General features: G+C 33.3%; 10 protein-coding genes. 2 read left to right on the top strand and 8 right to left on the bottom strand.

The window, feature by feature from the left end; all coding sequences use genetic code 11:
* Window positions 1-7 precede the first annotated feature (7 nt).
* The 5 genes from B0A75_RS05255 to truA form a co-directional block, all read right to left on the bottom strand.
* Entirely contained in the window at window positions 8-3,346 is a 3,339-nt protein-coding gene (locus B0A75_RS05255) for a SusC/RagA family TonB-linked outer membrane protein (RefSeq protein WP_089053242.1), read from the bottom strand.
* Between the two features lie 16 nt (window positions 3,347-3,362).
* Window positions 3,363-5,957, bottom strand: coding sequence for a zinc-dependent metalloprotease (locus tag B0A75_RS05260; protein ID WP_089053243.1), 2,595 nt, complete (start codon window positions 5,955-5,957; stop codon window positions 3,363-3,365).
* Between the two features lie 86 nt (window positions 5,958-6,043).
* Entirely contained in the window at window positions 6,044-7,609 is a 1,566-nt protein-coding gene (locus B0A75_RS05265; protein ID WP_089053244.1) for a sensor histidine kinase, read from the bottom strand.
* Between the two features lie 23 nt (window positions 7,610-7,632).
* The gene (locus B0A75_RS05270) at window positions 7,633-9,387 is read right to left on the bottom strand and encodes an ABC transporter ATP-binding protein (RefSeq protein WP_089053245.1); all 1,755 of its coding nucleotides are present in this window, start codon (window positions 9,385-9,387) and stop codon (window positions 7,633-7,635) included.
* Between the two features lie 57 nt (window positions 9,388-9,444).
* On the bottom strand, window positions 9,445-10,179 hold the full coding sequence (gene truA / locus B0A75_RS05275) for a tRNA pseudouridine(38-40) synthase TruA (RefSeq protein WP_089053246.1): 735 nt from the start codon (window positions 10,177-10,179) through the stop codon (window positions 9,445-9,447).
* A gap of 477 nt (window positions 10,180-10,656) precedes the next feature.
* Between truA and B0A75_RS05280 the strand changes: the two genes are divergently transcribed.
* Both B0A75_RS05280 and B0A75_RS05285 read left to right on the top strand, forming a co-directional pair.
* A complete protein-coding gene (locus B0A75_RS05280) occupies window positions 10,657-12,576 on the top strand; it encodes an SPFH domain-containing protein (RefSeq protein WP_089053247.1) in 1,920 nt (639 codons plus the stop codon).
* A 212-nt stretch (window positions 12,577-12,788) separates the two neighbouring features.
* Entirely contained in the window at window positions 12,789-13,283 is a 495-nt protein-coding gene (locus B0A75_RS05285; RefSeq protein WP_089053248.1) for a metallophosphoesterase family protein, read from the top strand.
* Between the two features lie 5 nt (window positions 13,284-13,288).
* Here B0A75_RS05285 and B0A75_RS05290 read toward each other — a convergent pair whose 3' ends face one another.
* The 3 genes from B0A75_RS05290 to B0A75_RS05300 form a co-directional block, all read right to left on the bottom strand.
* Complete coding sequence (locus B0A75_RS05290; protein WP_244284348.1) at window positions 13,289-14,182, bottom strand: sensor histidine kinase; 894 nt, start codon at window positions 14,180-14,182, stop codon at window positions 13,289-13,291.
* A 60-nt stretch (window positions 14,183-14,242) separates the two neighbouring features.
* The gene (locus B0A75_RS05295; RefSeq protein ID WP_089053250.1) at window positions 14,243-14,905 is read right to left on the bottom strand and encodes a response regulator; all 663 of its coding nucleotides are present in this window, start codon (window positions 14,903-14,905) and stop codon (window positions 14,243-14,245) included.
* Between the two features lie 163 nt (window positions 14,906-15,068).
* Window positions 15,069-15,485 (bottom strand): DUF4293 domain-containing protein, encoded by a 417-nt coding sequence (locus tag B0A75_RS05300; protein WP_089053251.1) that lies wholly within the window; start codon window positions 15,483-15,485, stop codon window positions 15,069-15,071.
* Between the last annotated feature and the right edge of the window lie 48 nt (window positions 15,486-15,533).

Below are 15,533 nucleotides of genomic sequence, written 5' to 3' on the forward strand. Positions count from 1 at the left end.
TTAATTTTTAGAAAGTTACATTAAATCCTAAAGTCAACGATCTAGGAACTGGCTGTGCGTAAATGTTTCCGAAAGTTTCTGGGTCAAAATAACCTTTGTAATCTGAGCTGATTACGAACAAGTTTCTTGCTTCAATATTTACTCTAATACTTTGAATGTCGATTTTGTCTAGGAACGTTTTTGGGAAAGTATATCCAAAACGAACACTGCTTAATCTCATATAACTCATTTCGCTGACCCATGTGTCTAAATAGTTGTAAGTAATAATTGGGTTACCGCCAGAGAACCAATTGTAAGCCATCCAAGAATCTCCCGTACCAGAATCTTTACTTGTAATTCCTGGTAAGTTTGATGAAGTATTAGTTGGCGACCAAGCATTTAAAATATCAGTCGTATAGTTTTGTCCTCTATCTACAAGTGTTCCGTTGTATGGAGGAGTTCTTGTAACGGTTTGTTTGATGTTAAATGACGCTGCTATGGTAAGATCAAAGTTACTTACTTTAAAAGTATTGATTAAACCTCCTGTAAATTTTGGATCTCTATCTCCCAAATAAGTAAATAAGTCTCTAAACTCTGCCGCACTTAAATCTGATTGCGAGAACATACCTGGAAAAACACCAGCAAGCGGATCATATAAACCAAAGAAAGTTTGTGCATTTACAGTTTCTCCTTGTTTATTAACAAATAACGGGTAACCGTTTTCGTCAATTCCGTTTGTTTTTAAACCAAATACTGCATTTACAGCATGTCCTTCTTGGTTTGGTAAATAACTGTTGTCTCTTATTTCTAAACGATCAATATTACTTTTGTTATGTGCAAAGTTAAAATTGGTGTTCCATTTAAAATTAGGGCGGTCGATGTTTTTTGTAGATAAAGCGATTTCAAAACCTTTGTTGCTTACCTGTGCCCAGTTCATGTTTGTAAATTCAAAACCATTTTCTAATGGTATTGCTTTTAAACCAATTAAATCGGTACTTTTTCTTCCGTAAATATCTGTTACAAGAGTAATACGGTTGTTAAGTACACCAAGGTCAAAACCAAAGTTTGTGTTTTGAGTTTTTTCCCAACGCAATTTGCTGTTTGGCGGACTCAATACCACAATTGTAGATTCTGATTGTCCAGGAAGGATAGTTGTTGTTTGGTTATCTCCAACTACGTAAGGTGAAGTGTTTTTATCAATATTTCCTTGTAAACCGTAAGAAGCACGAAGTCTTAAGTTAGAAATTGCTTTACTGTTTTTTAAGAAATTTTCTTGAGAAACTAACCAAGATCCAGATGCTGACCAAAGTGGTAAGTATTTGTATTTAGGATCTACACCAAATAAATCTGAACCATCATAACGAACACTTCCGTAAAAACTGTATTTTTTGTTATACGTATAAGATGCTGTTGCGAAGAAAGAAACAAAAGCATTTTCGTTTTCCTTTTTTACATATGTTTTGTAAAATGCCTCTTTGGCAAAAGTTGAATTTGGGAAAATAATTTGCTGTGTAGTCAAGGTATTTTCGTCAAAACCAAAACCTTTAGTTGCTATAGAAGTCGTTTTGTTTCTTCTTAATTCATTACCAGCCATTACTTCAATTTCGTGATTTTCTCCTAAAGTTTTAGAATAGTTCACCATTGTTTTTAAGTTGTACTGAAAAAAGTCTGTATTTGTGTTTTGAATAATTCCACCATCAGGTAAAAAGTATTTTTGCGTATTATCAGCAAAATAACTTGATCTTTCTCTTTGTCTTCTAGTATAAAAAGTTTCCTGACCAGCATATTTTTCACTAGAAGAATTGTCAAGTTGTAAACCTAACTGACTTGTTACTCTTAAATCTTTTGTGATTTTATATTCAGCATCAAACAATGCTTTTATTGCTCTCGTTTTTAAATCGTACGAAGTATTGTTTCTTTCTTCTAAGAAATTAAATGGAAGTTTAATATCAGAATAAGAAGCAATATCCGGGTCATATTTATAGCTTCCGTCTGCATTGTACGGAGTTAAATAAGGATTTACGTTTCTTGAATAATTTGCTGGATTTGTAAATCCATCAAGATCTGTTAAGTAAGATGTCGTTTTATTTTCGGCACCAAAAATTCCAATACCAACTTTAAATTTATCAGTAATCTCGTAGTTGTTTTTCAATGTCAAGTTGTAACGCTTGAAACCTGTACCAACAGTAGCTCCGTTTTCGTCATAATATCCTAAAGAGAAGTAGTAATCCGATTTTTCGCCACCGCCGGATAAACTTAAACCATGCTGTGTATTAATTGCATCTTGATACAATAAGTTACCCCAATTTGTATTTTGATTTCTTAAGTTATTGATTGATTGCTGTGTTCCTGCACTTAAAGAAGAGAAACCACCGGTTCTGAAGGCATCTAATTCATTCGCTCCGTTTAAGATACGAGCAACTTCACCACCGGTGTCTCTATATGTCAAATCTGCGCGACTTGCCATGTTAAGTTCTAAATCTACTTTTTGATTTGAATTTAATAAGTTCAATTTGTCAAAATCAGGTCTTCTTGTAATAAAGGTGTTTGTATTGAAGTTTACAACCATTTTACCTCTGCGTCCTTTTTTTGTAGTTACTACAATTACACCATTTGCGGCACGAGCACCATAAATCGCAGTTGCTGCAGCATCTTTTAATATTGTAATATCTTTAATATCATCTGGGTTTAAACCAGCGATAGAGTAATTTGCAAGTTGATCGATATTTTCCTTGTCATAGTTTTTAGGAACATCATTATTTTCTAATGGTAATCCGTCAAGTACCCATAAAGGATCTTGCGTACCATTAAGAGATGCGGTACCTCTAATTCTAATTTTGGCTGGCGCTCCCGGCGCTCCAGACGGAGTTGTAACGGCAACACCCGCAACTTGTCCCATTAATAATTGATCGACACCAGAAACTCCTGATTGCTGAATCGAAGCCATATCAACTTTAGTAATAGCTGAAGTCAGTTTTCTTTTTTCGATTTTTTGGTATCCAGTTAAAACCACTTCTTGAAGCTGAGCAACATCAGATTTTAAACGGATTGTATATTCTTTTTGAGAAGTTATTTCAAGAGTATATGGCTTGTATCCCATAAACGTAACTCTCAATGAAGTAACATTTTTGCTGATTTTTAATTGAAATTTACCATCAAAATCAGTTGTAGTTCCGATTGCTTCACTGTGTATAACTCCTGCTAGAGAAGTTTTGTTCGAGATAGAATTGTTCTCTACAAAAACTGATGCACCAGGTATTGGAGATTGATCAGCTTCATCAAGAATGATTCCCGTAATGGTTCTATTATCCTGTGAGTATCCTGCGATGGCTAGGAACAGCAGTAAGATATTTAGAAAATTTTTCATGTTTTTGTTTTGTATATTAATTGATTGTGTTGTTTAGCGCTTTTTCGATCCTTTGAATTAAATCGGTATAATGATTTTGAGTCGATTGATCTCCAGTATTCTTTTTCAGTTTTAGTAATTTTAAAACCGTATTCAATTCTCCTTTTTTATCAGAGGTAACTTCTGTAACTCTTTTTAAAGAAGTCTGATTGATATTCCGAACCATTTTCGAATCGTCTAAATAATTGCATAAATGCGGCATATTTAATGTTTCCTGAATGTCGATTATTTTTTTACCATCTGTTTTTTCAAATATTTTATTTGTAGAAACAATCAAAACATCTACATAGTTCTTTTGCGTCATGCGCTCTAGAATTGTCAGCGATTTACCTTGTATTGTTCCTGCAAATACACTTTGATGTATCTTTTTAAATAAATCATTTACGGTAAATACCTTCTCAGTGGTTTTATTTCGTTGGTACAATTCGTTTTCTGTTATTCGAAGTAAACGATCATCACTAAACAAATCGTATAAAATACCGTACTGCAATTCTCTTGATAAAGTATAAGGCGTGTATTCGTAAGGTCCTACAGGAGAATCTTTAAGCGGATTTGTTTTGTCTAAAATATCGTTAAAGAATAACCATTGCGGAATTGTAAGTACGTTTTTGATCAAATAATCGGCTGCTCTTTTTTGCATTACTGCCGAAACAGGAATGTAACTTTGTTTGTTGTCTCCGTGAACAGTTTCGTTTAAATAAACTCCGCCAATATTATTCAATACATGGCGATTGTACAATTGCCATTGTCCAATAGTTCCTATATATAGTTTACCAGTTTCGTAATACGTACGATCTTTATCGTAAGTCCAGTTTAAGATGTTATCTACAACACGTTTTAGATTTTTTAAACCATATTCGCTCGCTTTTACAGCGTCGTTTCCTAAATCTTCAGATTGTGAACGCGGATCGATTATATTTTCTTGCTGTTCGCCATAAAAATAAATCGGATCGTTTTGATGTTTGGCAATTAACTCGTTTAATTTTAAAGTTTCATTTTCATTTACATTATACCATCTGTAACCCCATTCGATCGCATATTTATCATATTCTCCAATTTTTGGAGTAATTACAGTAACATTATCTTCTGGCTGCGCCACATAATTGTAACGAGCATAATCCATAATAGATGGTGCAGTACCGCCCATTTTTGCAGTAAAATCTTTAGAACGCAAAGATTCAACATCATAAGCAAAAGAAGATCCCATATTATGTTTAAGTCCAAAAGTATGACCAACTTCATGTGATGATACAAATCTAATAGCTTCTCCCATAAGTTCATCGCTAAATTTGTTTGCTCTGGCTTTTGGGTCAATTGGACCTGTTTGTATACGCATCCAGCTTTGTAAAGAAGTCATTACATTATGCCACCAGATGATATCGGCTTCTAGAATTTCACCGCTTCTAGGATCAACAACAGATGGTCCCATTGCATTTGATTTTGGTGATGCAGCATATGTAATTACAGAATAACGTACATCATCTATATCAAAATCTAAATCTTTTTCAGTAGGTTCTTTAGCAATAATGGCATTTTTGAATCCCGCTTTTTCAAAAGCAATCTGCCAATCGTGAACACCGTCAATAATGTAGTTTCTCCATTGTTTTGGAGTCGAAGGATCAATATAATAAACAATTTGTTTTTTAGGTTCAACCAGTTCGCCTTTTAAATAGCGTTCTTCATCTTCTTTTTTAGGTTCCAAACGCCAGCGTGTAATAAGCTCTTTTTCGAGCATTGCCTGCTGCGCATCAGCAAAGTACCAATGTTTTTCAGTGAAATAACCAATTCGTCTATCAGAAAAACGCGGTTTCATAGGTGTTTTATCAAGTAAAACAATATTACTTGTTACACCAAGAGTTACGGACAAAGCTGGTCCGCCTTCGCTTACAGAAGTCGTTAACTGTGATTTTACAACAATGTTTTTAGGAAATGATTTTAAACTTTCAATATAAGATAAGTCAGATTTTACAGAACCTCCAAAACCAATATTGCTCAAAACATCATTGAAGCTTTTTTGCTTCCCGTCAAAAATCTTGTTTACTTTAATTACAACAGCAGTCGAATCGTTGTTTTTAGTCTCAATATCAAAAACTTCAATAATAGATTCAGAGAAATTGTCGATTACTGATGCTGTAATAGCGTCTTCTTTAGGAGAAGAAACTTTTGGAACATATGACTTTACCCAAACTTTCTTTGCAATTGTATCTTTATAAAAAGTAATTATTTTGTTTTCATAATTCATCCCTTTGTTTAATCCAGCTTCATTAACCTGAAATGGAACTTGAGATAATTTGTTTACAACTAGAAATTCTCTTTTAAATAAACTATCCTGAATTTCAAAATAAACATCAGTTTTAACCTGAATGATATTAAAAAGCCCTTTTTTAAGTGTTCCCTTTTTTATAAGGTCACCGTATTTCTTTGTTTTTTTAGAATCAGTAGAATCTTTTGCAATTTCGGTATCCGTTTCTTTTTTCTTTTTCTTCTGAGCAAGAACAGTAACTGGAACAAATAAGAGCAGAACTAGTAAGCAGAATAATTTTAAATTATGCAGGAATGCCTTTTCCTTCATTTTGATGTTAAGTTTAAGTTAATTTTCCGCCGAAGCTATTTGATTTTAGCTCGAAAAAAAAACAAAAGGGAGTGAGTGGCTTTATTTTAGGAGTGAATGGGTATTAAAGGCAGGATACAAACAAAATTGCCCTCTTTTTCTGAGGTTTCAAAATTGGTTTTCGAGTAAAATTGATAAATACTGTTTAAATAATTCAGCCCAAACTTAGTGCTCGGCTCGCTGTCAGCCTTTTTTTGGAGATTGTTCGTAATAATTACTTGATCTTTCTGAATCAGAATTTGAGTTCTCAACGGAGTTTCCTGCGTTGCTTTATTATGCTTAATCGCATTCTCAATCACAACTTGAAGAGCCAGATACGGAATAAATTTTTCTAAGGCTTCTTGGTCTTCGATTTGAATCGAAAAGAACAATTCTTCCTTAAAACGAGTTTGCTGTAAAAAGATATATTTTTCGATAAATAACAATTCCTGCTTTAGCGGGACAATGTTTTTTTCTGGCGGATCTATTAAATAGCGATAAATGCGCGATAAGTTGAGTGTAAACTTTTGCGCGGTTTTAACATCGTTGTCAATTAACATATAGAGTGAATTGAGCGAGTTGAATAAAAAATGCGGATTTATCTGTTCCTTTAATTGTTGTAACTGAATAAGCGCTTTTTCTTTTATGATTTTTTCATTCTCGACAAGAAGTTTGTTTTTTTCATTCTCAACCATTTCTTTTTCTCTAAAGGCACGTCTATTTGCATAAGAGAAGATAGAAAAGATCAATAGTAATGTTATCGTTGTAATCGAATAAATCCAAGTCGAGTATTTTTTGATTAGTGACACATTTTCGACTTCAAAAATTTTAGGTGAATTGACAGATACAAACCATCGAGAACCTTTAATGTCTAGTTTTTTGGTAAATCGTATTACATCAAGTTTTAAAAACTCAGACATTGTAATTCTTTTTACGAAATCTTTTTTCTTACTGAAAATAGTATCTGAAGGTTTAACAGAAGAAACGTCAAATATATTTTTTCCAACAAATTTTAGGTCTGGGTGAAAAATACAGGCGCCGGTTTTATCAAATACAAAAGCATAATTAGAAACCGTTTTGTCAATTGTAGACAAGTAGGCGTGTAGGCTCTTTAAATTAATGTCATATCCATAACGAACAATGGTATTTTTTGAAGTCAATTTGAAATAAATTCTCCAAAGCCATTGTTTATTTTGAAATATAACAGTGCTTACATGATTGGCATCTTTGTGTTTAAGAATAAAATCAGCAGCCTCCTTTTTCCTTAAATCAGAAGGGAAAGTAATTCCAAATTGAATTTTGTCATCATTAATTTGAAACCAGTTGTTCGTAATCATTGCATTTGTGGCTTGCAATGAAGACAAAACTTTTAAGTTTGTCGATAAATTACTGGAATTACTAATGTTTAGAATATGTTTTATCTGGTTTTCTTGTTCTAGGAATTTTGAAAATTCCTGCGACATGAATTCCTGCTTTTTATAAAAGCTGCGCTGCGCCATATCTTCACTTGCTTGTTCCGTAAGATCTGTAATTAATTTACTAAGTATGTAAACAGAAGTAACGGTAATTAGTATAGAGATAATTACATAAATTAAAAAGGCACGACGGGAGGTGGTATTGTATTTAAATTTCAAAAAAGTATTGTATTGTTTAAAACCTAATTTGCAACTGCAAATTGTGAGTCATATAAGTTTTTATAATAGCCATCGGTTTTAGTGAGTAATTCTTGATGTGTTCCTTGTTCTACGATTAATCCTTTATCCATAACGACAATTTTATCAGCATTAACAATTGTTGCCAATCGGTGTGCGATAATAATTGAAGTTCTTCCTTTCGTAATCGTTTCTGTAGCGCGCTGAATTAATTCTTCTGAATAAGTGTCTATTGATGAAGTTGCTTCATCTAAAATCAAAATACTCGGATTACTTACATATGAACGTAAAAAAGCAATAAGTTGTCTTTGTCCAGACGAAAGCATTACACCTCTTTCTTTAACATCAAAATCATAATTATCAGGCAGACTCATAATAAAGTCATGAACGCCAATTTTTTTTGCTGCTTCCAAAACTTGTTCACGAGTGATTTCTGGATTATGCAGTGTAATATTATTGTAAATTGTATCGGCAAACAAAAAAACATCCTGCAGTACCACCGCAATTTGTTTTCGTAACGAAGCCAAAGTATAATTTTCGATATTGTGACCGTCAATATAAATGCTGCCGCTGTTAATTTCATAAAAGCGATTCAGTAAATTAATAATAGTCGATTTTCCTGCGCCAGTAGAACCTACAATAGCAATTGTTTGTCCTGCATTAACAGATAAATCAATTCCTTTAATAACTTCTTCTTCTGGAATGTAACTAAAACGAACCTGTTTGAATTCGATGCTTCCTTCAAATACTGGAGCTTCAATAGTTCCGGTATCCTGAATATGGTCTTGAGTGTCGATGATATCAAAAACACGATTGGCAGCGATCATTCCTAATTGCATCTCATTAAATTTATCAGCAATCTGTCTTAACGGATTAAACAACATTCCGATAAACATAGTATAAGAAAATAAATCTCCAAACGTAGTGAAATGATCTCCGTTTAAAATTTTAAAACCGCCGTAAACTACCACTAAACCTAAAGTAATTGATGAAATAATATCGGCAATTGGGAAAAATATCGAGTTGTATAAAATAGTTTTAATCCAAGCAACTCTATGTTTATTGTTGATTTCTTTGAAATTTTCGGCTTCTATTTTTTCACGATTAAAAAGCTGTACGATTTTCATTCCCGTAACACGTTCCTGTACAAAAGAGTTCATGTTTGCAATTTGCGTGCGCACTTCCTCAAAAGCAACCTGCATTTTACGCTGAAAAATTCTAGTGATGTAAACAAGAATTGGCATTGCTACCACAACAATCCAAGTTAGCTTCCAGTTCATATAAAACATAAAAATCAAAACCACCAGCATTTTCATCAAATCGCTTATAATCATAAACAAACCTTGACTGAAAATTCGAGCAATCGATTCAATGTCTGAAACAGATCTGGTAACCAATTGTCCTACTGGTACCAAATCAAAATACTTCATTCTAAAACTCAAAATGTGTTTGAAAAGTTTTGTACGAATGTCTTTTACAATATCCTGTCCAAGCCAGTTGGCCCAATATACAAAGTAAAACTGAGAGAAAACTTCCATCAGTAAAACCACTCCCATTAAAATAATATATAACAGTAAACCTTGTTTGTCATGAGTCGCGATATAGCCGTCGACCGTTTGTTTTAGTAAATAAGGTCGCAGTGCTGCAAAAATGGATAGCGAAATGGCAAAAATAATAACGCCGTAATAGCGCCATTTATAAGGCTTGGTATATTTTAAAATTCGTTTGAATAATCCGGTATCAAATGCTTTTGCTTTCATTTATGTTTTTCAATGCTTTATGCTGTAAGCTTTAGGCAATAGGCTTAAATCCAACAGTTATAAATAGTCGTAATAAATTTTGGTTAAATATAAACCATGTGCAGGAACTGAAAAACCTGCTTTTTCTCTGTTTTTACTGGCAATAATATTTTCAAGATCTGCCAGTGTAATTTTATGTAAACCAATATTGACTAAAGTTCCCACGATTGCGCGAACCATATTCCGTAAAAAACGATTAGCCGATATTGTAAAAATTAATTTGCTGTTTTCAACTTTCCAATACGCCTCAAAAATCGTGCAATCAAAGGTATTTACATCTGTATGTACTTTCGAAAAGCATTGAAAATCGGTGTGCTGTAATAAAATTTTCGCTGCCTTATTCATCAAAGCTACATCTAATTTTTGATTAAAGTACCAGCTCAACTCCTGTAAAAATGGATTTTTAACAGTGTTTATATGGTATTCATAAGTTCTTTTTATAGCGTCAAATCTACAATGCGCATCATCGTGAACTTTAATCAGATTAAAAATAGCAATGTCTTTTGGTAAATACGAATTAAGTTTATGAACCAGAATTTTGCTGTCAATATCAGAATCGTAATCGAAATGCGCATACATTTCCTCAGCATGAACACCAGTATCAGTTCGTCCTGCGCCCATTAAAATGATGCGCGAATTTAGTAAAACTGAAAGCGCTTTATTTAAAGTTTCCTGAACAGATGAGGCGTTGGGCTGAATTTGCCAGCCATGATAATGTGTTCCGTTATAAGCAAATTGAATAAAATATCTCATTTTAAGGTGCAGAGGTTCTGAGGCGCAAAGGTACGAAAAAAAGTGGCTAAGGTGTTAAGGTGCTCTCCCGATAGCTATCGGGACTAAGTTTTTTTAGAAGTAGTTAAGGTTCAGAGGTTCAAAGAAGCAAAGGGTTTTTATATGCCGATTTTGTAAAGGCATATCGCAGCATGTCTATATAGCGATTGTCACAATAGATTTTGCATGATGTAAGATACACTGCTGTTCGCTTCTACAGAAAACCTTTGAATCTTTGTTTCTTTGTCACTTTGAACCTGTTAAAAAACATTAAATCCTAAAATACCAATCATAGTTTGTTTGGTGAAAAATCGTGTCAGAAATTGACAATTCCAACGATTTAAAAAAGTCTTTTTTTACGAGTTTTTTAGATGAAATAACTAAATGTTAATTTTTGAAAATATTTCATTTTAACAGGAAATATTTCTGTTATGTTTGTAGTCTAAATATCAAAAAACTATGAATGAAATTACTTCTTATTGGTGGATAATTTTAATCTTATTCGCCATTGTATTTTACAAATTTATTTTACGCGTTTTCTTCGGAATGGTGATCGTTCCAGAGGATAAAATTGGTTTAGTAACCAAAAAATTTGTTTTGTTTGGCGCAGACAAATCATTGCCAGACGGCCGAATCATTGCAACAAAAGGAGAGGCTGGTTATCAGGCACAAACATTAGCTCCAGGTTTGTATTGGGGAATGTGGATTTGGCAATATTCAATCGATATGACTGGGTTTACAATTATTCCCGAAGGAAAAATTGGTTTGGTTTTAAGTAAAGATGGAAAAGAAATTCCAACCGGAAGAATCTTAGCCAGAAAAGTTGAAAGTGACAATTTTCAGGACGCAACAGCATTTTTGAATAATGGCGGGCAAAAAGGGCGCCAGACAGCTTTTATTACAACGGGATCGTATCGTATAAATACTTTTTTGTTCGAAATTATTATCGCTGATCAAATCAAGATTTACGAAAACATGATTGGTATTGTAACGGCGCTTGATGGAGAGCCGATTCCGCAAGGACAAATTGCTGGTAAGTTTGTCAACGATCATAATAATTTTCAGGATTTTGATAAGTTTTTAGAGCACGGCGGAAATCGTGGTTTGCAGCCTCAGGTTATGCTTGCTGGGTCGTATTATATTAATACGTGGGGAATCTTGATAGAACAAAACCCAATGACTGATGTGCCAATTGGATATGTTGGAGTTGTGATTTCTTATATTGGAGAAGACGGACAGGATGTTACAGGGGATACTTTTAAACATGGAAACATTGTTTCAAAAGGACAAAGAGGTGTTTGGATGGAACCTTTTGGACCAGGTAAATATGCATTGAACAAATACACGACCAAATTAGAGCCAGTTCCAACAACGAATTTAGTATTAAACTGGGCTAACGCACGCAGTGAATCGCATGACTTAGATAAAAATCTTTCGACGATTACAGTTCGCTCAAAAGATGGTTTCCCTTTCAATTTGGATGTAGCGCAAATCATTCACGTTCCCGCTGCCGAAGCGCCAAAAGTAATTGCAAGATTTGGAAGTATGAACAATTTAGTTTCTCAGGTTTTAGAACCTACAATTGGTAACTACTTCAGAAACTCTGCTCAGGACAGTGATGTGATTTCGTTTTTAACAACTAGAAAAGAGCGTCAGGAATCGGCAAAAAATCATATTAAATTGGTGCTTGACGAATACAACGTAAATGCGGTTGATACTTTGATTGGAGATATTGTTCCGCCAGATTCATTAATGAAGACTTTAACAGATCGAAAACTGGCAGAGGAAGAGCAAAAAACATATCAAACCCAAAGAATGGCGCAAGAACAACGTCAGGGAATGGAAAAAGAAACTGCAATTGCTGATATGCAGAAAGAAATTGTTAGAGCGTCGCAAAGTGTTGAAATCGCACAGCGTACTGCCGATGCAACGGTAAAAAAAGCAGAAGGTGATGCAACCAGTTTGAAATTGAATGTAAATGCTGAAGCAGAAGCTACAAAAATGCGTGCAAATGCTGAAGCGGAAGCAACCAAAGCGAGAGCAGGAGCACAGGCCGAAGCAACTAAGTTGAACGCAAGTGCAGAAGCGGAACGAATTTCAAAAACGGGTCTTGCTGAAGCAGAAAAAATCATGGCAATTGGTAAATCGACTGCAGAATCTTATCAACTACAAGTTACTGCGATGGGTGGTGATAATTTTACCCGCTACAAGGTAACAGAGGAAATTGGAAAAGGAAACATTAAAGTGATTCCAGATGTTTTAATTTCAGGAAATGCTGGTTCTGATGGATCTATTAGTGGTTTATTAGGAATGAAGCTTATGGAAATGATGGATACGAAAGAGGCAAAGGATGTGAAAAATCAAACCTCTAAAAAATAGTAATGAATAAATACCTGACAGGTTTTAAAAACCTGTCAAAATATAAATCCGATTGGCTTTAGCTAATCGGATTTTTTATTTTAAAATTATAAGAAAAATTTTCGAACCTGATAAAGAAAATCCTCAGAACCTTAGCCCCTCAGAACCTTAGTCCCTTAAAAAAAACCTTTGTACCTTTGCACCTCAGAACCTTTGTACCTCCTTAAAAAAGAATGAAAAAAATCCTCCTGCTTTCAGATACTCACAGTCATATTGATGAAACAATTTTAAAATATGTGTCTCAGGCTGACGAAGTGTGGCACGCTGGAGATATTGGAGATTTGAATGTGACTGATACTATAAAAAAGTTGAAACCTCTTCGTTGTGTATATGGCAATATTGATGATGCAAAAGCAAGATTAGAATTCCCGCTTCATAATCGGTTTTTGTGTGAAAATGTTTCTGTTTGGATAACTCATATTGGGGGTTATCCCGGAAAATACAATCCAAGTATTAGAGAAGAAATGGTTTCGAATCCTCCAAAATTATTTATTTGCGGGCATTCTCATATTTTAAAAGTAATGTTTGATAAGAAAAACAATTTACTGCACATGAACCCTGGTGCTGCAGGTAAAAGTGGATTTCATCAAATGAGAACAATGCTTCGTTTTGTAATTGATGACGACAAAATAAAGGATCTTGAGATTATAGAAATTGGTAAAAAGTAAAAAAATTAATGAGGTAATGGAATTTGTATTTTAATTGTTGTTCCATTGTTTTCCTTTGAAGAGATAGAGAAGCTTCCTTTGTATTTTTTGATTCTAGCTCGAATACGGTTTAATCCAAAACCTTCAATTTGTTTTAATTTAAGTGTTTTAAAGCCTTTACCGTTATCATAAATAATGATTACAAAGTGCTCGTTTTTTTCTTGCAATGTGATTCTAGCTTTTTGAGCGCCGCTGTGTTTTATAATATTATTGAACAGTTCAGTTACAATAAAATAAAGTTTCATTTCAAATTTCTCTGGATATCTTCTTTCTGTAGGAACATAACTAGAAAACTCAAAACGTATATTTGAAGTGCTGTTTTTTTCGCATAAATCTTCTAAAGCATAGATTAACCCAAATCGGACTAAAAGAGTAGGGACAAGGTCATGAGACATATCACGCAATAAATCGTGCGCTTCTGCCAAAATCGTTTTTGATTTACTGATTTCTTCTGATGTTACATTGTATTTTGTGGTATAAACGTTTAAATGCAATGAAGCTGAAGTTAATAGTGAGTTGATGTTATCGTGCAAAAACGATGCGATTTTTTTTTGTTCGTTTTCCTGGCTGTCAATTCCAGCATTAATAACATTTAAGAGTATTTTCTGTTTGATGTCTTTTCTCCTAATTTTTTGCTTGAGTTTATTGTTTTGATAAACAAAGTAAAATAAGAGTGAAATAATTATAATAAGTACAACAAATAAGCTGACTACTTTTTTGTTTCTTAACTGTTCGCGTTTGGCCTGTGGAGAAATAGTGTTTTTGCTGGAATCATTTAGTAATGCAGGATTCGTTGTTTCAGAAGGATTATTTTGCTGACTGTAGACTTTGTCTCCATTGGAAATAAAGAATAATATCAATATTAAAATTCTAATAAACACCATAAAATTTCTGATAGTTACTTATTTGTATTTTCTGAACTACGAATTAATTAAATTATTTTTTAATGCATATTTTACCAGTCCAATTGTGTTTTTTATCTGCAGTTTTTTCATGATATTCTTGCGATGTGTTTCAACAGTATTTGTACTGATAAAAAGCTGTTCGCTTATTTCTTTTCCGCTGTATTCCAAGCATATCAGCGTGATTATTTCAATTTCACGCGGACTTAAAATAGGATTTTCGATATAAACATCTTTGTTTACTTTTGGATTATTTTGAAAAAAGATGTTGAATATTTTCTCTCTTACAGCATCACAAAAATATTCTTGTTCTTGATAAACAGCTTCAATTGCTTCGATGATATTCTGGCCGGCACATTTTTTTGTCAAATAGCCTTTTGCACCTAATTTCATTACTTCTTTTATGATTTTTAAATCATCATAACTGGATAAAATAATCACTTTTGCAGGAAATCCTTTTTGACTGAATTCTTTTAAAACTTCAACACCGTCTTTTCCTGGCATACTGATGTCAAGAATTAATATATCTGGTTTGTCGAGCAAGATATCTTCATAAATCGTACTGCCATTCAATGAGCTTCCTACAACTTCAAAATTAGAAACAGTCTGAAGTAAATTAGTGAGCCCATCAATCAGTACTTGATGATCGTCGGCAAGATGAATCCTTATTTTATTTGTCATAATGGTTTTTGGAACAGAAATACAAATTTATGAAAAAAATATCTTACAACTTTGTTTTTAGTCTTCGTTTTAGAATTATCAGTTTAGGTGTAAATTAAAAGCACAAAAAAACCCGAAATAAAATTTCGGGTTCTCTTCGCACATAAAAATTAAGTTTATAGGTTTATCTCAAACGATCTACAGATTTTACAAGATCTTCGTCCTTTTTGATGGCTTTATTAGCTAAAACTAATAACACGATAGCAACAATAGGAAGAAACATCCCAATACCTTTCTCAGAAACAGCATTTACTGTCTCTCCAGATAAATTTAGAGAACGATATACAAATAATCCTAATAAAATTAAATTTAATATTATGTTCAATCTGCCCATTACAAATTGATTTTGTCTTTTCTTGTATGAAATGATACTAACGATGCTAAGCATTGTACTTAATCCTAGTAAAACAGTGTAAAGCTGATCTTGCATAAAGTAAAAAGCTTTACCAGTATTTAAGGTCCAAAGCGGCGTAAAAAACATTAAAACCCCTGTTACTAAAAAGGTAAGAATTAAATATACGGTTTGAATTCGTTGTATCATGATCTAAAATTGTTTTACAAAAATATATTTTCTTTTTTTAAAATACTA

It is taken from the genome of Flavobacterium oncorhynchi, from assembly GCF_002217355.1.
Classification (GTDB): domain Bacteria; phylum Bacteroidota; class Bacteroidia; order Flavobacteriales; family Flavobacteriaceae; genus Flavobacterium; species Flavobacterium oncorhynchi.